The sequence below is a fragment of the Olivibacter sp. CPCC 100613 genome, assembly GCF_036959255.1.
In the GTDB taxonomy this organism is placed as follows: domain Bacteria; phylum Bacteroidota; class Bacteroidia; order Sphingobacteriales; family Sphingobacteriaceae; genus Olivibacter.
Window position 1 is genome coordinate 15,691 of the sequence record NZ_JAWMTI010000002.1, and the last position, 25,968, is coordinate 41,658.

At 39.0% G+C, this 25,968-nt stretch carries 22 protein-coding genes; 9 read left to right on the forward strand and 13 right to left on the reverse strand.

Annotated elements, in window-relative coordinates:
- The first annotated feature begins 3 nt into the window (after nucleotides 1–3).
- Nucleotides 4–1,131, forward strand: coding sequence for an efflux RND transporter periplasmic adaptor subunit (locus RYH73_RS06545; RefSeq protein WP_335312612.1), 1,128 nt, complete (start codon nucleotides 4–6; stop codon nucleotides 1,129–1,131).
- Between the two features lie 95 nt (nucleotides 1,132–1,226).
- Here the strand turns inward: RYH73_RS06545 and RYH73_RS06550 are convergent, their stop codons facing one another.
- Entirely contained in the window at nucleotides 1,227–2,048 is an 822-nt protein-coding gene (locus tag RYH73_RS06550; protein ID WP_335312613.1) for an arylamine N-acetyltransferase family protein, read from the reverse strand.
- A 138-nt stretch (nucleotides 2,049–2,186) separates the two neighbouring features.
- On the opposite strand from RYH73_RS06550, the gene RYH73_RS06555 reads away from it, so the two are divergent.
- Nucleotides 2,187–2,816, forward strand: coding sequence for a helix-turn-helix transcriptional regulator (locus RYH73_RS06555; protein WP_335312614.1), 630 nt, complete (start codon nucleotides 2,187–2,189; stop codon nucleotides 2,814–2,816).
- 24 nt (nucleotides 2,817–2,840) lie between these two features.
- Here RYH73_RS06555 and RYH73_RS06560 read toward each other — a convergent pair whose 3' ends face one another.
- From RYH73_RS06560 to RYH73_RS06585, 6 genes are all read right to left on the reverse strand, one after another.
- Nucleotides 2,841–3,590, reverse strand: coding sequence for a succinate dehydrogenase/fumarate reductase iron-sulfur subunit (locus RYH73_RS06560; RefSeq protein WP_335312615.1), 750 nt, complete (start codon nucleotides 3,588–3,590; stop codon nucleotides 2,841–2,843).
- A 46-nt stretch (nucleotides 3,591–3,636) separates the two neighbouring features.
- Nucleotides 3,637–5,550, reverse strand: coding sequence for a fumarate reductase/succinate dehydrogenase flavoprotein subunit (locus RYH73_RS06565; protein ID WP_335312616.1), 1,914 nt, complete (start codon nucleotides 5,548–5,550; stop codon nucleotides 3,637–3,639).
- 1 nt (nucleotide 5,551) lies between these two features.
- Nucleotides 5,552–6,211: a succinate dehydrogenase cytochrome b subunit gene (locus tag RYH73_RS06570; protein ID WP_335312617.1), complete on the reverse strand. Its 660-nt coding sequence runs from the start codon at nucleotides 6,209–6,211 to the stop codon at nucleotides 5,552–5,554.
- A 32-nt stretch (nucleotides 6,212–6,243) separates the two neighbouring features.
- Nucleotides 6,244–7,677 (reverse strand): anion permease, encoded by a 1,434-nt coding sequence (locus tag RYH73_RS06575; RefSeq protein WP_335312618.1) that lies wholly within the window; start codon nucleotides 7,675–7,677, stop codon nucleotides 6,244–6,246.
- Between the two features lie 31 nt (nucleotides 7,678–7,708).
- Nucleotides 7,709–8,857, reverse strand: a complete 1,149-nt coding sequence (locus tag RYH73_RS06580) for a porin (protein WP_335312619.1) — start codon at nucleotides 8,855–8,857, stop codon at nucleotides 7,709–7,711.
- Between the two features lie 187 nt (nucleotides 8,858–9,044).
- Nucleotides 9,045–9,623, reverse strand: coding sequence for a phosphatase PAP2 family protein (locus RYH73_RS06585; RefSeq protein ID WP_335312620.1), 579 nt, complete (start codon nucleotides 9,621–9,623; stop codon nucleotides 9,045–9,047).
- Between the two features lie 339 nt (nucleotides 9,624–9,962).
- Here RYH73_RS06585 and RYH73_RS06590 point away from each other — a divergent pair, with 339 nt between their 5' ends.
- Complete coding sequence (locus RYH73_RS06590) at nucleotides 9,963–10,379, forward strand: OsmC family protein (protein WP_335312621.1); 417 nt, start codon at nucleotides 9,963–9,965, stop codon at nucleotides 10,377–10,379.
- 66 nt (nucleotides 10,380–10,445) lie between these two features.
- Here the strand turns inward: RYH73_RS06590 and RYH73_RS06595 are convergent, their stop codons facing one another.
- Nucleotides 10,446–12,650: an alpha-galactosidase gene (locus RYH73_RS06595; protein ID WP_335312622.1), complete on the reverse strand. Its 2,205-nt coding sequence runs from the start codon at nucleotides 12,648–12,650 to the stop codon at nucleotides 10,446–10,448.
- 572 nt (nucleotides 12,651–13,222) lie between these two features.
- Between RYH73_RS06595 and RYH73_RS06600 the strand changes: the two genes are divergently transcribed.
- Together RYH73_RS06600 and RYH73_RS06605 are read left to right on the forward strand one after the other, a co-directional pair.
- Nucleotides 13,223–13,840 (forward strand): dihydrofolate reductase family protein, encoded by a 618-nt coding sequence (locus RYH73_RS06600; protein ID WP_335312623.1) that lies wholly within the window; start codon nucleotides 13,223–13,225, stop codon nucleotides 13,838–13,840.
- Nucleotides 13,830–14,357 (forward strand): DinB family protein, encoded by a 528-nt coding sequence (locus tag RYH73_RS06605; protein ID WP_335312624.1) that lies wholly within the window; start codon nucleotides 13,830–13,832, stop codon nucleotides 14,355–14,357. Before RYH73_RS06600 ends, RYH73_RS06605 begins: the two co-directional genes overlap by 11 nt.
- A gap of 208 nt (nucleotides 14,358–14,565) precedes the next feature.
- On the opposite strand, the gene RYH73_RS06610 is transcribed toward RYH73_RS06605, so the two are convergent.
- Entirely contained in the window at nucleotides 14,566–15,258 is a 693-nt protein-coding gene (locus RYH73_RS06610; protein ID WP_335312625.1) for a response regulator transcription factor, read from the reverse strand.
- Nucleotides 15,259–15,310: 52 nt separating this feature from the next.
- A complete protein-coding gene (locus RYH73_RS06615) occupies nucleotides 15,311–16,789 on the reverse strand; it encodes a sensor histidine kinase (RefSeq protein WP_335312626.1) in 1,479 nt (492 codons plus the stop codon).
- A 234-nt stretch (nucleotides 16,790–17,023) separates the two neighbouring features.
- Here RYH73_RS06615 and RYH73_RS06620 point away from each other — a divergent pair, with 234 nt between their 5' ends.
- Both RYH73_RS06620 and RYH73_RS06625 read left to right on the forward strand, forming a co-directional pair.
- Complete coding sequence (locus RYH73_RS06620) at nucleotides 17,024–17,914, forward strand: GLPGLI family protein (RefSeq protein ID WP_335312627.1); 891 nt, start codon at nucleotides 17,024–17,026, stop codon at nucleotides 17,912–17,914.
- 6 nt (nucleotides 17,915–17,920) lie between these two features.
- Entirely contained in the window at nucleotides 17,921–20,590 is a 2,670-nt protein-coding gene (locus RYH73_RS06625; protein ID WP_335312628.1) for a carboxypeptidase regulatory-like domain-containing protein, read from the forward strand.
- Between the two features lie 22 nt (nucleotides 20,591–20,612).
- Here RYH73_RS06625 and RYH73_RS06630 read toward each other — a convergent pair whose 3' ends face one another.
- From RYH73_RS06630 to fabF, 3 genes are all read right to left on the reverse strand, one after another.
- Nucleotides 20,613–22,334, reverse strand: coding sequence for a M14 family zinc carboxypeptidase (locus RYH73_RS06630; RefSeq protein ID WP_335312629.1), 1,722 nt, complete (start codon nucleotides 22,332–22,334; stop codon nucleotides 20,613–20,615).
- A 38-nt stretch (nucleotides 22,335–22,372) separates the two neighbouring features.
- On the reverse strand, nucleotides 22,373–23,269 hold the full coding sequence (locus tag RYH73_RS06635; RefSeq protein ID WP_335312630.1) for a LysR family transcriptional regulator: 897 nt from the start codon (nucleotides 23,267–23,269) through the stop codon (nucleotides 22,373–22,375).
- A 73-nt stretch (nucleotides 23,270–23,342) separates the two neighbouring features.
- Nucleotides 23,343–24,587: a beta-ketoacyl-ACP synthase II gene (fabF, locus tag RYH73_RS06640; RefSeq protein ID WP_335312631.1), complete on the reverse strand. Its 1,245-nt coding sequence runs from the start codon at nucleotides 24,585–24,587 to the stop codon at nucleotides 23,343–23,345.
- 121 nt (nucleotides 24,588–24,708) lie between these two features.
- Here fabF and RYH73_RS06645 point away from each other — a divergent pair, with 121 nt between their 5' ends.
- Together RYH73_RS06645 and RYH73_RS06650 are read left to right on the forward strand one after the other, a co-directional pair.
- The gene (locus RYH73_RS06645; RefSeq protein ID WP_335312632.1) at nucleotides 24,709–25,116 is read left to right on the forward strand and encodes a winged helix-turn-helix transcriptional regulator; all 408 of its coding nucleotides are present in this window, start codon (nucleotides 24,709–24,711) and stop codon (nucleotides 25,114–25,116) included.
- Between the two features lie 131 nt (nucleotides 25,117–25,247).
- Entirely contained in the window at nucleotides 25,248–25,883 is a 636-nt protein-coding gene (locus RYH73_RS06650) for an outer membrane beta-barrel protein (RefSeq protein WP_335312633.1), read from the forward strand.
- Nucleotides 25,884–25,968: the final 85 nt, after the last annotated feature.

Sequence of the window (25,968 nt, forward strand, 5' to 3'; positions counted from 1 at the left end):
GATATGAACGCGCACAGATTTGTTTTATTAACGAGCGGTTTATTTAGCATAGCTTGCCTACTTGCTCGATGCACCTCGCCTATTCAGAAGGCAGAAGCTGAGAATCAAAAAACAAAAGAAGAATCAACTTCTTTAGAAATATTCAGGTTAACCAAAGGTCAGCTTTCTTCTTCCATTAAAATCCCGGGAGAGCTAATTGCTTATCAACAGGTGGATTTATATGCTAAAGTCAATAGTTTTGTAAAAAAACTGAATGTGGATGTTGGTAGCGTTGTCGCTGCGGGACAGATTCTTGCGACAATGGAAGCGCCTGAATTGAATTCGCAGTTAGCTGGCGCTGAATCCCGCCTGAAATCACAGGAAGCGGTGTACTTAGCAAGTAAAGCGACTTACCAGCGCTTATTGGAGACCAGCAAGACACCGGGAACGGTATCCCAAAATGACCTGGATTTGGCATTGGCCAAACAAAATTCAGATCTTGCTCAATTTAAAGCGGCACAAGCCGCTTACCGGGAGGTAGGAGATACTAAAAATTATCTTGAAATAAGAGCACCTTTTTCAGGTATTATAACAGCAAGAAATGTTAGTGCCGGTGCTTATGTTGGCCCCTCAGGCAAAGGTTCTGAATGGCCTATTTTCACCTTACAACAACAAGATAAACTCCGTTTAGTAGTTAGTGTACCAGAGCTGTATTCAGCGTATTTAAACCATCAGAATGAAGTGAAATTTTCGGTTAAATCATTACCGAACGAATCTTTCTCGGCAAAAGTTGCCAGATTAGCAGGCGCACTGGACCCTCGTCTTCGATCACAGCGTATCGAAATGGATGTAAACAATAACAATAAACGATTACTACCCGGCATGATTACGGAAGTTGAGGTTCCACTTACGGGCAGCGAACATACTTTTGTTGTCCCTACCGAAGCTGTTTTGAATTCAACCTTAGGGACTTATGTAATTAAGGTAGAGCACGATAGCGCAAAATGGATACCGATCAATCTTGGTCGTCAAGCAGATGGAAAATCTGAAGTCTTTGGGCCACTTGATGAATCGTCCCAACTCGTGCGAATCGCGACTGAAGAAATCCGGGATAAGGAACCCCTAAACACACCTTTAAAAGTAGTGCAATAAAACGCAACCCAATATCAATATATAATAAAAGCCATTGTATTTAATCGTACAATGGCTTATTTACAATAGCACCTTAGCAAATTGATTTCCTCTTCTCAGGGCACACGCTCTGTATTCATTATAGCCGACAATTTGTCTGCTAAGTTATCCAATCCATGCGTATCAATGTTGAATGTATCTTGTAAAGTTTCAAGAATTTCATTAGCCGCATGAAAGGTAAATGATTCCTTCCTCCCACTATCATAGCGAATATTCAACGCATTATTATTCATTGTATAACGACCGTCGTCATCCACCTTTGCTACGATGAGCTGTTTGGTAAAATGCGAATTGGGATGAGTGGATACATACCAATTGGCTACTTCATAGTCAATCGGCTCCAAGATCTCAGTATAAAACTGATAAATTGATCGCCACTCACCCTGTTGCAATACTTGTAGAATATAAAATTTCTCTTTTTGCACAATACGAAAAATACCATGTTGCGTTTCCTGTACCACATCGGCAGCAAAAAGTAGCGGAGCCGTCAGGGTCATGGCACCAAAACCTACGTCCGCGATATAGGGCTGACCGTCATAAATGATATGCAATAACATATGAGTTCTTGCCGTTATCGTAGCTGGTTCCATATTCCAGATCACTCTTGCCCAAAACCCACTTACTTGAAACCCTATCTGTTTTAATACTTGCTTAAATAATGTATTATGCTCAAAGCAATAGCCACCTCTGTTCGATAAAACTAACTTGTTAAAGATATCGTCCATATTTAAGCTTACAACTCTTCCGGTAAGCGGATTCAGATTTTCAAAAGGTATATATTTTGGGTGTAATCGATGAATTTCCATCAGCGTTTCCAGATTAGCTTCTAAACGCTGTGTATAATGAATTCGTTCTAGATATGCTTTTAAATCAACCATATGTAATTTATTAAATGGTCCTAGAGGATAAGAACATCTAACGCCCCATCCGTATAAAATATTATTCCGCTACCCCTATTTCCGATTATCGATCAAAGTTAGTACTTTTACGAATTAAACCAAGCTTATACTTTGTTTATGTCTTATCATATTGATGATTACGATAGCGCCTTGTGGTTGCTGAAAAAGAAAGGTCCTCAAACACTCATTGAGGTTGCTAATGCACTTAAAATAACCACCGAAGGGGCGCGTTTTAAATTACAAAAACTTGCCAATGAAGAATTAGCTTCCTCCGTTACGCAAGTAAAAGGTCGAGGAAGACCCCAACAGGTTTGGTCATTGACGAGCACAGGACATGCGCAATTCCCTGATGCGCATGCAGACTTAACGGTAAAACTCATCCATCTGATTCGGCAGACTTTGGGCGAACAGTCTTTGGAGACTATCATATCAGAAAACGAAAAGGCAGGAATTATTAAATACCGTGAATATTTACAGGGTGCAAATAGCCTGGAAGAACGAGTAAAAAAATTAGCAGAGATTCGAAACCAAGAAGGCTATATGGCCGAATGCCAAAAGCAGGATGAAGGTTATTTACTCATTGAAAATCATTGTCCAATTTGCGCGGCAGCACAAACATGTCAAGGCTTTTGCCGGTCGGAACTTAATACATTTCAATATGTGTTGGGTGAAAATGCATCAGTCGAACGGGTTGATCATATCCTTGCAGGGGCAAGAAGATGTGCCTACAAAGTTTCCCCTCAATAAGGGGCATTTCCTCAAATGCAATGCTTATTTTTTCATCAATAGGCGTGCACGATTGTATTCCCAATTCATCCGCGCAATATTCAACACTGAAATATCTTGAGGACATTCTACTTCACATGCTTCGGTATTGCTGCAATGCCCAAAACCCTCCTTATCCATTTGTATCACCATATTAAGAACTCGATCCAAACGTTCTTCTTTCCCTTGAGGTAGTTTCGCCAGGTGACTGATTTTGGCGGCGGTAAAGAGAGCTGCACTCCCATTCTTACAGGTAGCGACGCAGGCTCCACAACCGATACAGGCTGCTGAATCAAATGCCGATTCTGCCACATCATGTGATACCCGAGTGGAATTTGCCTCAGGAGCCTGACCTGTATTGACGCTAATGTAACCACCTGCACCAATAACTCTATCAAACGCGGAACGATCAATTTTTAAATCTCTCTTTACTTTAAATACAGCTCCACCGAACGGTTCAACAACGATCGTATCGCCATCTTTAAAAACACGCATATGTAGTTGGCAGGTGGTAACATGTTCTAAAGGTCCATGAGCGATTCCGTTAATCATCACACCGCATTGTCCGCAAATACCTTCTCGACAGTCATGATCAAATTCAATAGGAATATCTCCTTGCTTAATAAGTTTTTCATTTAGGAAATCGAGCATTTCGAGAAAAGACATATGCTCGCTAACATCCTCTAGGTCATAGTCAACCAGCATTCCATTTGCTTGTTCATTTGCCTGTCTCCAAATTTTCAAATGTAACTTCATCACTTTTTCAATTTATGTTAATTCATATCTGATCGCTTCTGTGATTTTATTTATAGCTTCGTACCGTGGGTTTAACTTCGTTAAAAAAGAGCCGTTCTTTATGTAATATCGGTTCGCTACTGTTATTGTATTCCCATGCAGATATAAAACAAAAAGACTTGTCATCACGCATTGCTTCCCCATCAACGGTCTGATACTCCTCTCTGAAATGTGCTCCACAAGATTCATTCCTTGTTAATGCATCCATACACATCAATTCAGCAATTTCCAAATAATCCTTAACACGACCTGCTTTCTCTAACTCACTATTTAAGCTTTGTCCATCCCCTGGTATGCACACACTTCTAGAAAATAAATTGCGCAATTCTTTTATCTCGGTGATCGCTTGATTGAGCCCATTGGCACTACGGGATAAGCCGCACTTGTCATAAAGAATTTTACCAACAGCTTTATGGAAGTAATCGACGGGTAAATCTCCTTTAATTGCTAATAAGTCTGACAATTGTCTTTTTACGGACTCCTCTGCCTCTTTAAACGCTGGCGTCTCGGTAATGACCGGTCCACTGTGTATTTCATCAGCTAAATAATTTTGCAATGTATAAGGCGCAATAAAATAGCCATCCACACAGGCTTGAAGCAACGAATTAGCTCCCAAACGATTGGCTCCATGGTCCGCAAAATTCGCCTCACCCAAGGCAAACAAGCCTTGAATAGTGGTCATCAGCTCATAATCTACCCATAGCCCACCCATTGAAAAGTGCGCTGCGGGAGAGATCATCATCGGTTCGCGATAAGCATCGTAGTCCGTAATCTTTTTGTACATATCGAATAGGTTACCATATTTTTCCTGAATTTTATCGATACCTTGTTCGCGTATCGCTTTGGAAAAATCAAGATATACGGCATTCTTCTCCTTTCCCACACCGTAACCTGCATCAATACGCTCTTTCGCCGCACGAGAAGCGATATCTCTAGGTGCCAAATTACCAAAAGCGGGATAACGACGTTCTAAATAATAATCTCGCTCTTCTTCGGGTATGTCATTAGCAGGCCTACTGTCTCCTTCTTTTTTTGGAACCCAGATTCTCCCGTCATTTCGCAAAGATTCGGACATCAATGTCAGTTTTGATTGATAAGCACCAAGTTGAGGGAGTGACGTTGGGTGGATCTGTGTCCAACTGGGATTAGCCATAAGTGCACCTCGTTTATGTGCTCTCCAAATAGCCGAACCGTTACACCCCATAGCCAGGGTAGACAGATAATATATTTTACCAAAGCCTCCAGTCGCCAATATCACTGCATGGGCACCGTGGCGTTCCAAGGCTCCCGTATCTAAGTTCCGCACAATAATTCCCACCGCTTTTCCATTCTCTACCACCAGGTCGAGCATTTCATGGCGCGTATATAATTTTACATTTTCATGGGCGACCTGTCGCATAAGAGCTTGATAAGCCCCTAACAACAATTGCTGACCGGTCTGTCCTCTTGCATAAAATGTGCGACTAACCTGAACACCACCGAAAGAGCGGTTATTTAAATAACCACCATACTCTCTACCAAAAGGAACCCCTTGCGCAACCGCCTGATCAATTAAAGCAAGTGAGCACTCTGCTAATCTATAAACATTAGCCTCTCTAGCCCTGAAGTCTCCTCCTTTCAATGTGTCTACGAACATTCGATAAACACTATCACCGTCATTTTTATAATTTTTAGCTGCATTTACCCCTCCTTGAGCGGCAACTGAATGGGCGCGCCGAGGCGAGTCTTGAAAGCAAAATGATTTTACTTGATAGCCCATCTCTCCCAGCGAAGCGGCTGCCGAACTCCCCGCTAAACCGGCCCCAACAACAATGATGGTCAATTTCTTTCGATTTGCCGGATTCACTAGTTTTGCCTGGCGCTTATATCGACTCCATTTTTCTGCGAGCGGGCCGTCCGGTATTTTAGATTCAAGCTCCATATTATAATTGAGTTAGATAAACATAGATAGGGATGGCCATAAAGCCCAAAGTGACACTGTAAGTATAGATCAATCCGATGATTTTAAACCAAAAGACATATTTTGGGTGATAAATACCGAGTGTTCGCGTTGCGCTATAAACACCATGTCGTAAATGATACCCCAGTGCAAGCATACCAATACAATATATAAGCACATACCACCCAATAGAAAAAACGTTTAGCACCACCGCGTATAAGTCTTTTCGTCCGTTAACATCGTAAGGGATGCTCCCAAACTTATAGACGTACCAAAAATTTGCCAGATGAACAATTAAAAAAAACAATATAACGGCACCTAGAAACCCCATATTTCTACTTTCCCAAGCACTTGCCCTTGATCGCCTGTCAACTTTATAACTGCCTCCCGACCGTTTATTTTGAATAGTTATTAAAAGAGCTAAAACGGCATGCGAGATCAAGCTGAAATATAAAATATAAGCAATGATCGATATGATTATATTTCCCGATAAAAGTGCCGAATAATAGTTGAATTGTAATTGAGCCCTTGCAGGTGGTAAAAACAATTGTAGGTTCCCAAGCAAATGAATGACGAGAAAAAAGCACACGAATAAGCCAGTGATTGCCATTAGCATTTTCCGTATTAGAGTTATATTCCACATAACAAATCGTTATAAATTAATCCCTGCACTTGTTAATATATACCGAGCAATTTCCACCAAATAAACCCGACTCCCATATAAATGAACATAAGAATCAACCCTGTTTCCAAACCTTTAATCCACCAGGTCTTTATATCAACAAACCCACTTCCAAAAAAAACCGGTGCAGGGCCATGACCATAATGTGTTAAAGTTCCATAGAGAGATCCTGTAAATCCCAACATGAAAGCAAGCAATAACGGTGGAATTCCCAAAGATATTCCTACGCCTAGCAAGGCCGCATACATAGCCGCAACATGGGCCGTTGCACTGGCAAAAAGATAATGACTGAAGAAGTAGACCCCAATAATGACAGGAAAAGCGATTTGCCAAGATAGCGCCCCAATCTCCTTTCGGATGAGCTCGCTGAACCATCCGATAAACCCCAATTCATTCAAAGAGCTCGCCATCATGACCAACGTCGAAAACCATACGATCGTATCCCATGCACCCTTTTCAGCTTTTACGTCCTCCCATGTTAAGACAGCGGTCAGAAGCAAGAGCACCAAACCGATAAAAGCAGTAGTCGTTGCATCAATGCTAAATAAATCACCGGTAATCCATAAAAACAAAAGAATAACAAAGGCCAGCAACATCAACCATTCATCGCGCGAAACTTTTCCCATTTCCTTCAATTGCTGCGCTGCGACCCTGGGAGCATCACCTGTTGCCTTCAATTCAGGGGGGTAAGTCCTATATAAAATAAAAGGTATAACAAAAAAAGAAACGAGACCGGGTATCAGTGCTGCTAACATCCAAGAGATCCAGGAAATGTGAATCCCTAAACCGGCCGCGAATTTTTGGCACATGGGATTGCTAGCTGTTCCTGTTAAAAACATGGAAGAAGCAATCAAATTGATATTATAACAATTTAACGTTAAATAGGAACCAAGTTTTCGATGTGTTTCTGGTTTATCAGGTTCGGATCCAAAACTAATAGCCATCGATTTCATAATAGGGTAAACAATACCTCCACCACGTGCTGTATTGCTTGGGATTGCAGGAGCTAATACCAAATCCGCCAACCCAAGCCCGTAGGCTAAACCCAATGATGATTTTCCGAAAATTCGAATGAATAAGAATGCAATCCGTTTCCCAAGACCAGTTTTAATGAACCCACGTGCGATGAAAAAAGAAATACCAATTAACCAAATTACCTTATCACCAAAACTTCGTAACGCAAGGGTAATTGATTTGGCCGCATCGCCCGGTGCAAGTACTTGGGTTAAGGCAACCCCTGCAATTGCCAACATACACATCGTACCCATACTTGCAGCTTTGATAATAATACCAAGAATAGTTGATAAGAAAATGGCCAACAAATGCCAGGCCTGTATATTTACCCCTTGTGGCGCTGGTATAAACCATAGGATAAGGCAAAATATAGCTGTCATCAAAAGACTTCTGAGGTTAATTTCCTTTTTCATTTGTTTTAATTTAGGTAAACTCTTCTACAGGCTAAAGCCTAGATTGTAGCTGTATAATACATAAATTGTTTCGATAAGTGCTGGTATTGGGTATATTGTGCTCGTAACGATCCATTTGAAAAGCTACTTGTATCCTAGCATTATAATTTTTTAAGAACTCAAAACTGATCATTGGAATAAATGTCCTGCGTTTATTCGACGCGTTTTTGAAATTTGGATCAAATTCTTCATATCGACAAGACAGCTCAATCGAGCTTAAACGGTGATAATTAATTGCATAACGCAAATTAGGTAGGACATACCATCCCCGCATTTGAAAATCATTTATGTTGGCCGGACGAGCTGCGCTGTCTGTATTGAAATATAAATTGTGATTATTCCCTTGCTTCCCTTCTACCTGCATTTCAATAGACATTTTCCCACCCAAATGAAAGTCACCGGTTAAATCGATCCCTGTAGCATAAACAGAGCGCTTGAATACTTTCCCTGTGCCGCCATTTAAGCCTAAGTTAATCTTATTTTTCTTTGATAATCCTAATACTACCCTAGCGGTTACCTGCTTGCCATTATCTTTGTCGCTTGGCTGATTGCGTCCATTTCCGTTAAATACAGTTAATGCATAGGAGACAGGCAAGTTACCTTCTTCATATTTTCCTGTCAGTCCGGCTCCCACTTGAAAGCTTTCCCAGCCGTTATTGCCGAATTCGTAATACTGATTCGAAAAATCGATGGACTTAATGATGTCGATCGGATAGGTGTTTTCCAAGCCAAATGCAGGTCGGAACTGACCTCCTATCAGCGATAAATAATTATTTATTTTGTAAGAGATATAGGCATTTTCTAGTACTTTGTTTTTTGGATCTGATTTAAAATCTGCCAGGTTTAAAAGAATATTAACTTCTGTTCTATCGCTTATGATAGCTGTAGTTGCAAATCGCACGCGTTTTAAGTCAAACGAATTATTGACGAAATCACCCGAAACATGATGCAAACCATTCACATCCACATTATCATGCAGGCCGATGACATATCGACCTTGGAACAGCCCCCTAAACTGTATTTTTGGTTGTGGTAGCTTCTGCGCAGAACTGTCCGTCAGACTCTGTGTCTGTGCGGTACTATTTTTCTGCGTAAAAAAAATAAAAAAAATAAAAGGAAGCGTGTAAAGGTGTCTTTTCATAATTAGCATTTAAATTGACACGATGACTATAATGCTACCAACAAAGAAGAGACAAATTTGTGTCGTTGATTATAAAAAAAATAAAAATTGTGATAATTTATTATTTCACGAGAAAAAAAGGCGAATTGATATACTTAAACAGAAGCGAAGTCCTTAATCACTATTAATAAACGATTATAAGAGTAAGTTAAGGCTTCATAAAGCCCATACCAAAAGCTGTTCCTGCACCCAGTATAGCTCCGGCAGCAACATCAGAGGGGTTATGAACACCAAGGTACATGCGAGAGTAACCAACAGTTCCCGCCCAAATAAACGATGGTGCAATTACATACCACTTAGGATAGGCTCGAGACAAGGCGGTAGCTGTACTGAATGAGGCGGAAGTATGACCCGAAGGAAACGAATAGCTTGTGGGTTGATATACAGCTTGAAAACCAATATGGGCGGTAAATGGTCGTGGCCTCTTAAATATCTTCTTTAATCCAAAATTCAATAATGCGGTGATAGCGGTACTACTTGCTATATAGGCTGCGTTCTGACGCATCTCCTTGTCTTGATCAATGAGACCCGCAATAAACAGCCCGGCCGGTATTGCTGCATTTACATAATTATTCGCGTCCGAAATAATCCGCATGACCCTCGTTTGCTGTTCACTTCGTTTCGCAGCTAAGTTTTCTAAAATACGTAAATCAATCCGGTCAATTGCAGATTGTCCAAAAAGATTAGTGGAACAAAAAAGCAAAAGTATAATGGTATACGTTTTCATCTACGGCCAATTCTATTTCCAAACTTAGTAAATTACCAATAGAAAGCAAAAGAAGATAAATGCGCTCGTACACCACCCATTTAAAATTTAAACAAAAAAGTCTTCAACCGGGGAGATTGAAGACTCTTAACTAACCAATTATAAACCTAAATTATGAATGACACAAAGATAGTGTATCAAGTACACTATCAGAATGGATTGATTGTAATTTATTTGTCATCTTACAATACAATTGCTAGCTAGTTTGAACAGCACATTTTGACGTACATAAAATTGCTAAAGTTTACTGGCGCTAAGCGATATTTTCGCTAGCTTCGCAATAAGCAAATACATAAGGTTATGAAATTTACAAGAAAAGCAAATGCCAATTGGAAAGGTACCGGCATGGAAGGAAAGGGTACCATCAGTACGCAAAGTACAACTTTAGATAATGCACAGCTCTCGTTCAAAACACGCTTTGAACAAGGAGTTGGCACCAATCCCGAGGAATTGGTGGCTGCTGGACATGCGGGTTGCTTTACGATGCAACTAAGCTTTTTGCTAAGTGAAAAGGGTTATACACCGGATAATCTCGATACAGAAGCACAAATCACATTTGAAGACGGTTCAATTACCCATATCAAATTAATCTTAACCGGCAAAGTAAGTGGCATTTCCGAACAGGAATTTGCAGAAACGGCGCAAAAAGCAAAGGAGATTTGTCCGATTTCCAAATTATTGAACACAAACATCACATTAGAAGCTTCATTGGTATAACATAAAGCCCCAGAGGAGCTGAAAAATGAGCTTCTTTGGGGCAATTAGAATAAATTTGCTTTATGGCTAAGGAACAGCCGTAAATTTCAGTACAACACTCTTTCGGCTATTGGACAAATTGGGATTAAAACCTACTTTCATCAGGAAATCACCCGTATATACTTCTTGGCCCTTAATCGTTGAAGTTTCGTCACCATAAAGATTAATCTCTTCCAGTCGATAGCTTTTCATAGGGTCCAAACCATTGAACTTTATGGGAGTTGATGTACCTACATTTTGACGATAATTGACTAAGTAATTGAATACAACTCCCCGCTCCTTATTCTCATCTATATACAAAATAGAGGCATAATCTTTCTCCCGTGGATTTGCTAATCGAAATTGATTGCCTTGCCAGATGATAGGTTTTAACTCATCGTAGTTTCTTAGTGCTTGTTGACAGAATTTCAATTCCTCTTCCGGTAGCTTATCGACCACAATATCAAATCCCAATTTACCCATCATAGCCACATCAATTTTGAACTTTATCGATTGCTTACCCCAGTCGGTTACATGGTTTGCGCTGGCCAAGGCCGGATAAAAATAAGAATATTCATATTGCATAAAGATACGCTCTAAAGGATCTGTATTATCACTTGGCCAGTATTCGGTAAAATAACGAAGTGCTCCGTAATCAACACGCCCACCTCCTCCTGAGCAAAGCATCATAGGTACTTTTGGATACTTTACTCTGATCCGTTCCAACACCTTATATAAACCTTTTACATAGTCCACGTAAAAATTCCCTTGGTGCTTAAGATAGGGCGAATAGGCATTATATATGACCGCATTGCAGTCCCATTTAATATAAGCAAGGCCAGGATTTTTAATAAACAAGTCATCTAAGGTTTTAAAAACGAAGTCTTGCACTTGAGGGTTTGACAAGTCGAGTACTAATTGATTTCTGAAATAATACTCAGGCCGCTCTTGCTGCTTTACAACCCAATCAGGGTGCTTCTCGTATAACTCACTTTTAGGGCTTACCATTTCGGGTTCCACCCAAACACCAAATTTAATTCCATTGGCGCTTGCTTCCTTCACCAAGGAAGTAAGTCCATTGGGTAATTTTTTTTTATTTTCTTCCCAATCACCCAAGGCCGACGTATCACTATTCCTGGGATATTTGTTTCCGAACCAACCATCATCCAAAAGAAATAAATCAACACCTAATTTTTTTGCATCTTTTAAGAGGGAAAAAAGTTTATTCTCGTTAAAATCAAAGTAAGTGGCCTCCCAATTGTTCAACAAGGTTAATCGCTCACCCTTGCCATCCAGTAATTGATATTTCCGAGCCCAATTGTGTAAATTTCTACTCGCACCTCCCATTCCATGATCAGAGATCGTATAAATAAATTTTGGTGTCACGAACACCTCCTGGTCCTGAAGTATGTAGGTGGACGCATAATTATTCATCCCCGCTAATATGCGCAAATTATTCTGTGGATCTTTTTCAAAATCGATCTTAAAATTGCCACTCCACGCAAGCCCACCTAAAAGTACGGTTCCTTCATTTTCCTTCGCGCGACCATTAAAAGACAACATAAAGGACGAATGTTGGAAAAGGTTTGTTCGCGTTCCCAACTTGCTATCAATCGTTTTTATCCCGTGACTCAGTTCTTCCTCCTCGGGCTGCATCTCCTTAATCCAGTCACCATGATAATGTTTTAACCAAAAGTTGTCGGCTTTTAAATTTAAATTGGCGGATGAATACTTAACCAGTTCCACCCTACCTTTTTCGTAATGACGGATGGTACACCACTGTTCAACAACATCCTCTTGTTGATAAACGCGATAATGTAAATCGATTTCAAAAGGGTATACGGCATCTTTTAAACGTATTTGCAATTCGCGAATATTATCATCAACATCGACGAATTGGTGACTTACGTACTTTAAATCCAAGGACTGATTTCCATCTACATGTCGAACTTCAATTGCAGGTTCCAACAAATTACGACTACCGGAACCGGAATAGGCCGCACGATACATTCCCGTATAATCATCTGCCTGTTTATACTGAGAAACAATTCTTTGGTAATCTGAAGATTTTAACAACTTCGCTCCTAAATAAATCATATTGAGATCATGATTATCTTCTACTTGCAAGACAATAGCTTGTCGTGTACTCTCTAAAATAAGTTGTTCTTTTACCTGACTTACAGGTTCTTTCTGTTGTGCTCCGGCAATTAAATAACAGCAAATCATAATGAAGGAAAAATAGCTCTGTTTCATAAATATTGGCGTTCTAGGCATCAATTAATCGGTCAATTTAATAAATCTGTACTAGTCTATACTACTAAACAAAAGTAGTAATTAGCGTTGAACAAGGCAAGCTGTTTGAATAGAATCAACAAGAATTGAAATCTTTTTCCATTTTTTCTGGTATCTTCTTTATTTTTAACTACCTTTATCTTCAACATAACAACTTTATAATAAAACAAATAGCAACTAATCGACCCAAATAGAAAAGCCAGGCATTTTGTCTGGCCTTTTCATTTTAGTAACATAGCGTGCGTTAACTTAGCGTCGCATCCTACCCCTTTATTGTCGCTTCTACACACATCTGCTACTAGTCTTTTGGACTAATTTTGCAGTAAATAATGACAAGACGCCGTCATTAAAAACAGTTGATGCTAATGAAACCTGCATGAGCAGCAAAAGGATTTCAATAAATCTATGCTCATGCAAGCTTCATTGCCATTAAAAAACAATTGATGTTAATGAAACCTGCATGAGTAGCAAAAGGATTTCAATAAATCTATGCTCATGCAAGCTTCATTGCCATTAAAAAACAATTGATGTTAATGAAAAAAATTATCGTATGCAATTGGCTATCACTGGATGGGTTCTTTTCGGGACGCAACGGCGAGACGGACTGGTTTTTTTGGAACGATGAAATCGAACACGATCAACTCTGCATGCAAAAGGATATAGCATTGATGTTGTTCGGTAGAACTACTTATGATATAATGGCGAATTACTGGCCCACCACCGCTGCGCTTAACGAGAATAAACAAATAACTAGATTCATGAACAATACGCCAAAAATTGTTTTCTCAAGTAGCTTAAAGGAAATCAACTGGAGAAACAGTATCGTTAAAAAAGAACTCAAACACGATGAAATGTATCATTTAAAGCAAAATATAAGTGGAGACATTCTAATTTTCGGAAGTGGGAGTATTGCGTCGCAGTTGATGAATTTAGACTTGGTTGATGAATTACGATTTTTGATCACACCCATTGTATTAGGTAGTGGACAAACGATGTTTCAACATGTCCACGGACGAGTAGTTTGGCAACAATGTAAAAGCAAATCATTCAATAACGGTGTAACATTAACGGTTTACGGAAAACAACCGACAACGCAAAACGAATGCGACCAATTTTTTTCGAAAATTAATATATCATATTATGGAAACTAAGATTAAAAGCAATTTCTTAAAAATCGTCATCCCCGCCTACAAAATGCGTAGCCAATTGTTTAACAGTGTTTTGGCAGACATTAATGAAGTGGATGCTAAACACCGCGTAAATGGACGTACTAATCATATATTATGGATGGCTGGCAATTTGGTAAATTGCCGATACTGGTTGGCGGAGGCGTTGGGACTTCCGGACAGAGATCCTCATGCTGATTTTTTTTCAGAAGCTAAAGCGTTGAACGAGAACCTGGATTATCCAAATCTAAAAATCCTTAAAGATGAATGGCATCAGATTTCACCGAAGCTTTTTTATAAACTTTGTAACGTCACGGATGAAGAGCTTCTTCAACCTTATACCATTGGAATGGGAGCTCCATTTATCGAAGAAAATTACCTAAATGCGATAGGGATGTGTCTCGATCGAGAAGAATATTTATTTGGACAATTAGGCTTGATGCGACGTGTTTTAGGCTACAATGCTATGAAATACGATTTAGACCCTTCCATCAATTATTAAAGACCATCTAAAGTCTCGATCAAAGGTTGTAGATGCTAAAAAAGTACTGCTTGGTTGTCATCTTGGAACATCCTAAAACATGAGCCTTCAGTTCAAGTTCACTGCACGTTCAACGTGACGCCAAGCATACGATTTTCCCGGCAGCTATCCAGGTAGGAAGCGAAATGGCCTAGCAGAATAAGCAACCCATCGAGATATAGAAACTGCTTTAGCTATTAATAATCAATTTATAACCTATTCCGCGTATATTGACGATCTCAAGACGCTTATCCTCTTTCAGATATTTTCTAAGTTTTGTAATAAAGACATCCATACTTCGAGCGTTGAAGAAATTGTCTTCCCCCCAGACAAGTTCAAGCGCCATCTTGCGGTTGAGTACCTCGTTTTTGTTTTCAACTAACAATTTCAGGAGTACCGACTCTCGGAAAGAGAGTTTAACCACGCCTTTTGGTTTGTTCAACTCTTGACTTTTACTGTTAAAGATAAAGTCGCCAATTTCAAAAACATGTTGTTCATCATTGTTTTTTTTTATGAATGATCGTGATAAAAGTGCGTTTATCCTGACAATTAGTTCTTCCATGCTAAATGGTTTCTTTAAATAGTCATTGCATCCCAACTCGAAGCCTTTTACTACATCATTCGTTAGCGATTTTGCAGTGAGAAATATAATGGGCATCTGTTCATCGATCTTTCTGACATCTTCAATAAGACTAAAACCATCCTTTATGGGCATCATGATATCGAAAACGCAGACGGTCGGTTGCCAAGTTCTAAAGGCTGCATATGCCTTGAGTCCATCTTGTACTAAGAGTACATTAAATCCCTTAAGTTCAAGGCTCTCTTTAACAATTTTACCAAGAAAGGGTTCGTCTTCTGCCACCAATATTTTTACAGCCTCCATATATATAAAAATTTCATATAATAAAAATAATCTATTGATAAATAGATAAATATTATTCTATAGGTAAATTAACAATAAAGGTACTTCCTTCACCTAATTTACTTATCAAATTGATTTCTCCGCGATGCATTTTGATAATGGTAGCAACATAACTTAACCCCATACCAAAACCTTTTACGTTATGGATATCACCCGTCGGAACACGGAAAAAATTTTCAAACACACGATCATGGTAAGTATTCGGAATACCGATGCCGTTATCTTCAACAGAAATCTTTATCCCCGCTTTTTCACACCTTAAATCAATCTTAATGAGGGGTAAATTAGTTGAATACTTTAGACCATTCTCGATTAGATTATAAAAAACATTTGAAATATGATCCCGATCCAACATCATCATTGGTAGCGCCTCAGCCTTATCGCTAAGATGTACAATTGCATTTTTTTTTACCAACTGTGGCTGCATAGTCGAAATCACATTGCGGATAAGTTGGTGGATATCGGTCGACTGAAAATATAGATTAACTTCATTTTTTTCAAATGCAGCCATTCTTAACACCTTATCTACTAGTGTGGAAATACGGCTAAGTTCAAGCTGACATATCGTCAAATATTCGGAAGATCGCTGTGAATTATGCAACACTTCATTATTTGTAAGTGCTTCAACTGCCAATGATACCGTAGCTATCGGCGTCTTGAATTCATGTGTCATATTGTTAAAAAAGTCATTTTTTATATCCGACATTCTCTTTTGTTCGAAAATAGTACGCAACATATACAGAAAAGCCCAAGCCGTCACCCCTACAATGGTAATTGAAATTAACAGCACCCACTGCATTTTTTTGACAATAAAAAGCATATTGTTCTCCACAGCGAAATCGATAAAAAAAGGCTGCCATACGCCAAATTTCAATCGGGTTATTTTAGACGAATACGACTCAAAACTTAGACTATCGCTATAGTATGATTCACCACGACCATTTATATTGGATAGTTTAACTGCATAGGACGTTTGTAGATTATGACGCTGTAATAAAGAATCAACTTCAACAGACAAGTGTTCAGCTAGTTTTTTCAATTCCGATTTGCTACGGAAAACGTCCGTTACGTTAATGATTTTCGTTCGCTGAATTTTTGAATGACCTTCTTGATCAGTACTGTCTGTATTAATCTGTGTAACTACCGACAGTTGACGAGGATGTTTTGCTGTATCTTTAGGTTCGAGCAACAATCGATCTTGCTCCCTATCAGCTGGGGCACCAAATGATTGAAAAAAAGTATTTAGCTTTTCTTTTTTGCCCAAAATGATGTGCCGCCCTCCTCTTAAACTGTCCAATGGAATGTCCAGCTTCTTCATATCACGTTGAACATATTGCTGTTGAAGTACCTGCATTAGTTTCAATATCTCCTTATCGAATTGTTCAGCGCTTAATTGATATGAATTATACAGCCAATACCCTTGTAAAAGAAAGATACCGAGCAAGGCGCAAGAGACAATGATTACCGTAAAACGAATCCGCTGCAACAACATAACACAAATCTACATTTAATTGAACGTAAGCCTTAATTTGTTAACAGAACTTAGCAGTAATTAACAGTAATTAACACAAACGTTATTGTTTAACAGTCTTTAACAGTAATAAATATCAACAAATCCTTTAACCTATATACCTTCGACCATACAAAGAATTAATTCGTCAGTCGTCAAAACAGCCGATATCTATTGCCAATCAATACATTGAATTAACGCTAAAATGTACATAAAATGAAAACGATTTTTTTTCTAAAAAGAAGCCTCTTACTCGTAACCATTATTGGTTTTACCTGCTCAACATTTGCGCAGGAAAAGGATCACGCACTCGCCAGTATCGAGTACGAATTTGTACATGTCACTGATACCACGCGAAGAGAAAATCCAAGAAAGGAGCGCATGATTCTTTATCTAGGTAAATCCATGAGTCTTTATAAAAGTAAAACGCTGGCTTTAAAACTAGCAGAAATAAAAAAAGAGATGGGAGAAGAATTTAACGAAGGAAATAAAAAGAGGCATCTTTCTTTCAATGCACCAAATATAGCTACCAGTGAACTCTTTTTATCTCCACAACAGCAACAGATGCGCCTGGTGGATAAAATTGGTCCCATCGAATACCTTATCCCTGAAGACTATCCGATGATCCAATGGACGATAAACAGTCAAACAAAAGTCATCGGCGGATACAACTGCCAGCAAGCTACCGGAGATTTTGGCGGCAGAACCTACCTGGCTTGGTTTACCGCAGAAATACCGTTCCCTTATGGCCCCTGGAAACTTCATGGTTTACCTGGTTTGATTCTACAAGCTTCAGATGCAACGAATGACGTGCAATTTAATTATGCCGGATTTAAGAAAGAGTTAAATGATACCATTACCATAGCACTGCCTAAAGAAGCCCAACAAACAACGTGGAAAGATTTTACGAAAGCAAAAATAGCCTTTGAAAAGAATTTGATGTTCAACCATAAGGCCCTGGCATCTCCTAATGCGAATACAAAAATAGTCCTTAAGGATCAATCCGGTCGACAATTGTCTGAAGATGAGTTCAGCGCAATGAGGGAGTCTCGGGCAAATGAGAAAAAAAATAAACCGAACAATCCGCTGGAACTTGACAAAAAATAAGCGTTAATGAAATTCATGGTATCTTTTCTTGCCACATTTGCTATGCTAGCAAGTCAAGCTCAAGAGCTGAAAATTAATGGTCAGCTAAAAACGGCTACCGGTAAAAAAATTCCATATGCGAACATACTATTAAAGAATAGGCAGCGAGGGATTGTTACTTACACTACCAGCAGCATCGATGGCAATTTTAGTTTAACGCTGGCCGACACAACTCGTACGACATATTGGCTGGAAATCAATCACATAGGGTATAAAAAGACTATCGTATCAATCCTGTCGGACAAAATGGATTACTCAATAACGATGGAAGAACAACCGATAGATTTAGCCGAAGTTGAGGTGAAGAGTCCGCCAATAAGCTCAAATAACGATACGTTGCGCTATGATGTTGAATCGTTTTCGAAGTCGACAGATCGTACAATAGCAGATGTATTAAAGCGTATGCCCGGAGTAGAGGTTGAAGAAGGTGGGCAGATAAAATACAATGGTAAAAATATATCAAATTTTTATATTGATGGAGACGACTTACTGAATGATCGCTATAATATCGGAACAAAAACCATCCCACAAGACATGGTGAAGGATGTTGAAATCTTGCAAAATCATCAACCTATTGAGGTTTTACGTAATAAAAGTTACAGCGATGAAGTTGCCATCAATTTAAAAGTGAAAGAAGAAGCCAAGCTTAAATTGATGGGACAGGTGAAGGCCAGTGGTGGAACTCCTTCTTTATATGAAGCAGAACTGAACAGTATATTGTTCAACAATAAACATAAAATGCTTCACGTCGCCAAGGTGAACAATGTTGGCATTGACTTCGAAAAGGAGTTGACTGCCTTCAACGCGGATAATCAATTACAATCGGTAAATAATCAACGGCCAAGTGAGCTTTTGTCTTCCGGTACCGTATCGAAGCCGAATATACCGACAGAACGTTATAACTTTAATCATTCAGCCTTACTCAGCGCAAATAACTTAACGAAATTGAAGAACGGTTTCCAGTTAACCGCTAATATGAGTCTGCTATACGATCGCAACGAAATGAATTACAATAATTGGACTGATATGTACGTAAATCGAGATACAATCCATTATAGTGAATCACAAAAAATCGGAAATAAACCTTTTATGACCGCGATATCGCTCAATCTTAAAAACAATAATAAAAAATATTACTTCAACAATATGCTGCAAATCAATTTAAGTGGCGAGGAAAGCAGGTCTGATCTAAAAAGCAATTCCTTCGATTTTAGTCAACGATTAAAAACCAAGCAATACGATTTTTCAAACAAAGTCTCCTACATCCCATCGCTAAAGAATCAACATATACTAGACATCAATTGGTACCTCAATCACTATAATGCGCCTCAGTCTTTAACAATAAGCCCTGGAATAAATGAAGAAATACTGAACGATAGCGTTCCTTTCCAATCTATCAATCAAGTTACCCACCTACCTACCTGGTTCAGTAATTTGTCCGTAGGCTATCGGATTCCGAAGGGCCTTATTAAGCAACATTATTTAGTTGGATTTGTAAGTGAGTGGCAGCACCTAGCATCTAACTTAGAACTGATGCAGGCTAGTGGAGAACAAGTCTCCTACGAAAACAGCGCTGATAATGATCTATTTTGGCAACGATATCGAATAAATATAAATCCATCGTTTGAATACAATAAAGGCTCTTGGGAGAGCGTGTTATCGCTTCCTCTTGCGATGCAAAAAATAAACTATGAAGATGCCGGATTTACACTTAAAGAAAATTTTAACAAATGGCTCTTCAACCCTACCTGGAATATCATCTATAATATCAATAGCGAGGATTATTTGACCGCGACTTACAACTACAATAACCAAATAGGTACTATAAGTGATCTATATCGAGGGGCTATTCTTACCAATTATCGGAGTATCCAATCCAATAATACAAAACTTCAGGAAAAGAATCTTCACAATATCGGCTTGCGCTACAACTACCAACGCAGTTTAAATATGTTCTTCTTGAATGCTTCCATCAATTACAGTAAAATCAGTTCCAATACGATCTTGTCTCGTATAATAACCGACAATCTCTTTCAAACGGTCTTGTTACCTTTTAATAACAAAAGCCACAGCTTAACTGTTGCTGCAGGTATAAGCAAGTATCTTTTTGATATTGATGTCAATGTTGGGGCCAAAATCTCCTGGGATAACATACGCTACAATCAGTTTTTAAATAATCAATCGCTCCCTTTCAACAATATATCATTCAATTTTAATCCCTATTTTGAAACACATTTATTTAATTTTCTATTTTTAAAATATGATGGAAAAGGTAGTTGGACGACCAGTAAAATGGTTAACCCGGAACTGGATGCAACTATTCCGGAAAGACAAATGCAATTTATCGACCAATCGGTAACCCTCACGCTTCAACCTTTTGAAAATACATTCTTCAAGCTGCATGGCAGGCAACTTTTAACGGTTCAAGAACAAGCAGAAAATGTAAACTATTTCTTTACAGATTTAAACATTCGTTATAAAATAGATCAGTGGAAAGCGGATATTGAACTGGAGGCAAACAACCTTACAAACATCAAGTCTTACGAACTATACACACTTTCGTCCAATCAAGTTGGGTATAGCCAATACGACTTAAGAGGCCGCACCTTACTTTTGCGACTTAGTTTTCGTATCTAATTAAAAAGTATATAGCCTCACATTAATCCACCAGGCGCCCAACAGGATAAAGCAAATGGGTTTTCTCATAATAGGGTGAATGTTTATAAATCCAATCGAGCTGCGCCTTTCCGCTCTTCTCAAGGGAGGAATCCATTTGTTTAGCCTTTTCAAAAGCTTCCGCCAACCCTTGATTTTCATTTAATAATTTCGTCGCCTCATCTTCAAAAATATAAGATGAAAAATATTCTTTCTGTCCCAAAATCGCATCAAAAAAATTCCAACAGAAATAGGAATCCACTCCCTGTGGTTCAAGTGTCTCGACGATGTATCTATTGGCCTCCTGATTAGTTTTTACCACGACATCGCCGGCATAAAATGGAACCTCCATTTTTTTAGTTACCAGCTCCACATCGCTATGCAGATAATGACCTTCGAATGGTTTGTCTAAAGTTTCAAATTGTGTAATATAATACATATCTAGCAACAGGGTAGTATCTTGCTGCAGCGTGTCTAACTTTGCTCCATTTAGCGCTAAAAGCTTAATAATTTTTTCATAGGCTTGAGGGATCACATAGGCCAATGGTTTTTTTACCGTGTCTTTTGGTTTATAGCGATCATAGCGTTTGATCTTCCGAGTGAAGGGGTGCTGACGGTCGTAATATAGGCGATTCTGCCCACTTATCGCACTTGGCTTATGTATGGCTTGATACCCAAAAAAATCAATTTGACTGTAATTAAGGGTATCAAGCTCCCATGTTAGTGGAAAAAGCTGTTGATCTTTCACCGATTGTTTCGCTTTTCGTCTTACCTCAAGCAAATGTTCACCCTGCTCCCGGGTAATATCTATCAGGTGCTTCATCAAAGCATAGGTTGCATATACCCTTTGTTCGAACGGTTTCCACATGTGAGTTTCGGGCATATAAGCGATGGTATTATGCAATGCGGCATATCCCGTGGAATATCTTGGGTTTTCTAAAAAAGATACAATGCCAGATTCCGGAGTTTCTCCACGCGAATCTACATAAGGTACCAATCGGTAACCATCATCTTTCATGCGTCTGTAGAGTTCTTGGGTGTAATCGTTAAGCATATAATCAGATAAAACAGCGTTCAACTTGTCGCGTTGCGTATCGATAAGCGTCATCACATATTGGTAATCAGCGCCATTACTTGCATGATTATCCATAAAAACATCCGGATCCCATTGGTTGAATATTTCTTGAAAAACCCAAGAATTACGACTATCTGTTTTAATAAAATCACGGTTCAGATCGAAGTTCTGCCGATTTCCTCTAAACCCGTATTGTTCGGGGCCATTTTGGTTAACTCTCGAAACACCACGATTTAACATGCCATCAATATTGTATATAGGAATAAAACAAAGCACAACATCATCAGGAATTGCATTTTCTGTTAACAAATCGCGAATCAACATCATGGATGCATCAATACCTTCCGGTTCGCCGGGGTGGATCCCATTATTGAACAGTATGACACTTTTACGCTTCTTTCTAAGGCTTGACGGATTAAAGTCACCGTCTTTCGATAGGACCATCAATTGAAGCTTTTTACCAACGTCGGTCGCACCAAAAGAAAAAAGCTTCGCCTGTACATAGTTACTATCTAATGAACGATAAAATGCCTGCACTTCCTCATAAGTAGCCGTACGGTTATGATGGCTATCCAACTCAAAAGCAATCTTTTGAGCCTGCGCTTGAGCAGCCCAAAAAAGGATAAAAAGAAAGACAAACGATTTAGACATTTCCTTTTAATGAATGTGTATACTTTTATTTGTTCCTATCAAATTCCTTCTTCCACAAAGATCTTTTTAACCAAGTTGATTTCCTTTTCATACATAGTTTTTTTTCGGGTGCCGAAATATAAGGTATTTTCCATAACCGGATTGCCTGTCCATACTAATTGTAATTTTTTAGATTTTATTTCGTCCTTACATAGAAAATCAGGAATGATCGAAAAACCAATACCATCACTGAGACATCGAACGATGGAACATATATTCGGGACGATATAATTCGGTTTAAAATCCGGGTGATGTTTGAAGTTCAGGTGCCAAAATCTTTTTAAATTCTCCATATCAGCGGCGGTGCTATACCACACTTGTTCTTTAAGCCATTTCTCCATTTCTATCAAATCGCCTTTTACAATCGATTTTTCCAAAACTGCGGTATCTGTCTCTGCTCCTGCAACCAAAACAATCCGTTCCTTAGAAAAAGGACAGAACTCAAGATTTTTCTCCAAACCCTTCTGAGGGCTAATGATCAGATCCAATAAGCCCTTATCTAAGTCATGAATCATTTGGGGATACTCGCCAAATTTGATAATTACATTGAATGGCAGGGATGAAATATGTCTTTCAAGGGTAAATTGAAAGGTTTCGAAGCACATTCCGATGCTGACCGTTGCACGATCCATTTTAGAACTTCTATGAAAAAGCTGTTCAGAAGTTTCCAGTTTCGTTAAAGGTTCAAGAATGAAATTATACAACACTTTACCCCGCTCTGTGGGAACCATCCGCTTGGCCGATCGGTCAAATAGTTTATACCCCGTATAAGCCTCTAACGAGTTAAGATGTAAACTTACACCTGGCTGAGAGATAAACAATGCTTGCGCTGCCCCCGTCAATGTACCCAGCTCATAAATTGCTTTAAAGGTTCTGAACCATTCTAAATTCAACATTTCTATTATATTAATAATGAAAAACAATCATTTAAAACACAAAATTAATATAAAATAGTCGATTTTTTGGCTCTCAGCTCAATTTTTTAAAAACAGTAATGCCATTATGCCCCCCGAAACCAAAGGTGTTGCTCATCGCCACTTGCACATCTCGTTTCAACGCATTTAATTGGACAAGTTGGAGTCCTTTAGGTATTGCTTCGTCCGGATTTGTTAAATTAATCGTAGGTGGTATAATCGAATCACGAATGGATAGAACACAGGCAATAGCCTCAATTGCACCGGCAGCTCCTAATAAATGACCGGTCATGGATTTGGTTGCGCTTACATACAAACGATCAAAACTATTTTCGAACAGCTTGCCGATTGCTTTCAATTCGCTCATATCTCCAACAGGTGTAGATGTTGCATGTGCGTTAAGATAATCGACATCTTTGGGTTCCAGATTAGCATCTTTTAAGGCTAACTTCATGGCCATAAAAGCTCCTTCTCCGTCCGGATGTGTTGCTGTCATATGGTAGGCGTCCGCGGTCATGGCCGCTCCAACGATCTCCGCGTAAATTTTAGCACCTCTTGCTAGTGCATGTTCATATTCTTCCAACACCAAAGCGCCGGCTCCCTCTCCCATTAAAAATCCATCACGTCCTTGATCAAAGGGTCTACAGGCTAAGACTGGCTCTTCATTCCGAGTGGTCATTGCTTTCATCGCACAAAAACCTCCTAAGGACGCCTCTGTAATCGGCGCTTCCGAACCACCGGTAATCATTACTTTTGCTTTTCCCCACCGTATATAATTGAAAGCATCCATAATAGCGGTATTAGAGGTTGCACAAGCGGACACGGTTGTGTAATTTATCCCTTTTAGACCGTGCCGAATGGAAATTAATCCGGAAGCCATATTAGCAATTAATTTGGGAACAAAAAAGGGACTAAAACGAGGTATAAAATTTTCGGCAACGTATTCTTTCACTTGCTCTTCAAATGTAAGCATTCCTCCCTGGCCGGACCCCCAAATGACCCCCACATCATAGGGATTCATTGCCGAGAAATTCAAACCTGTATCGGCGATTGCCTGATCCGCGGCGATAAGTGCATACTGTGTAAATGGATCTGTTCGTTTGATCTCGCCCCGATCGAGCCATCTGGTAGGATCATAATCTTTAATCTCGCAGGCAACCTGTGTACGGAATTTATCGGGATTGAATTTTGTAATTCTTGTGGCTCCCGAAACACCCTTTATTAAATTCTGCCAAAAAGATTCGACATTTTCGCCAATCGGCGTTAAGGCACCAAGCCCGGTTATAACTACTCGATTCATGATTTTTAAATTAAGTGAAATCATATCGACTCCACAACAAAACAACTTGCATTTAACAAGTACTTGCAAATATAAAGCAATTCATTTTATATTTGCAAATGCACAAACTCTTAGCTAACGTATGAGGTCTGATTGCCCTTTAAACTATGCGCTCGAGCTATTTGGCGACAAATGGTCTCTGTTAATTATTCGAGATATGGTCTTCTTTGAGAAGCGATATTATCAGGAATTTCTACTTTCCGATGAAAAGATATCCACAAACATTTTGGCGAACAGATTACATACACTTGAAAAAAACGGATTTATAAAGAAAGAAAAAGCAGCTGATCATAAGCAGAAAATAATTTACAGTCTAACAGAAAAGGGCATCGATTTGGTTCCGATTATTATTGAAATTGGTTTATGGTCAGATAAATATGGGCTTCACATCCCTGTCCATAAAAAAGACATGATCCTAAAAGAGGTGAAAATAGATAAAGCATACGCTATTCAGCTGCTTAAAGAAAAATTATATCACAAACACGTGTAAACGAAGCAAGTAAATCCACAAGATTATTCTCTGTTTGTTTCCCTTGGTTTTAACATTTTTTAAGGTTAAGAGCCCGAAACCTTAAAACTTCTTAACACTTCATTAACTAGTTTTGAGGCAAAATTAGTGATATGAAAAAAATTATTTTTACTGCTCTTCTCATCAGCCTGATTGATCAATCTCTGCTAGCTCAACAATGGAATATTGGATATAGCATAAAGCTAGGAAGTAGCCTGCCTTATTATGCCCTTTCCAATATAAGCAATAACACGTCCCGTGAAGCTTCTAAAAAATTAGGTTTTTCGGTTACGGGTCTGGTCGAGGCTTCAGCAAGCAATTACTTCGCCATTCAATCCGGAATTTCCTTTCAGCAACTTGGTGCCCAGCTTGATTATTCTGAATTTGGCAATACCAAGGTCAAACAGCATACTTTTTGGCTTCAAATTCCCCTTAATTTTGCAGGAAAGCTCCCATTGAACGACAGTAGCTACTTCTTTTTAAGCGTTGGCCCCTATGGCGGATTCGGACTGATGGGATCGAACAGTTTCGCTTCGAACTATACGGGAAGTCGAGAAGATTTTACCTTCGGAGATCTGGGCAGCCAAAAAAGAATTGACTACGGTGCAAACCTGAACATTGGATATCAACTAAAGAAGGGATATACTATTTCGCTAGGTTATTTAATGGGAATGGCCAACTTATCAACAAGCTCGCGTTATGAGCAACGGAATAGGGCCTGGACTTTCACAATTGGGTATTCATTTTAAAAATAAATAAGTCACCATATAGGTTACCTTTTTGCGTAAAATGGAATGAAGGTTATGGAATTTGATCGGAAAAAACATCCTAAGG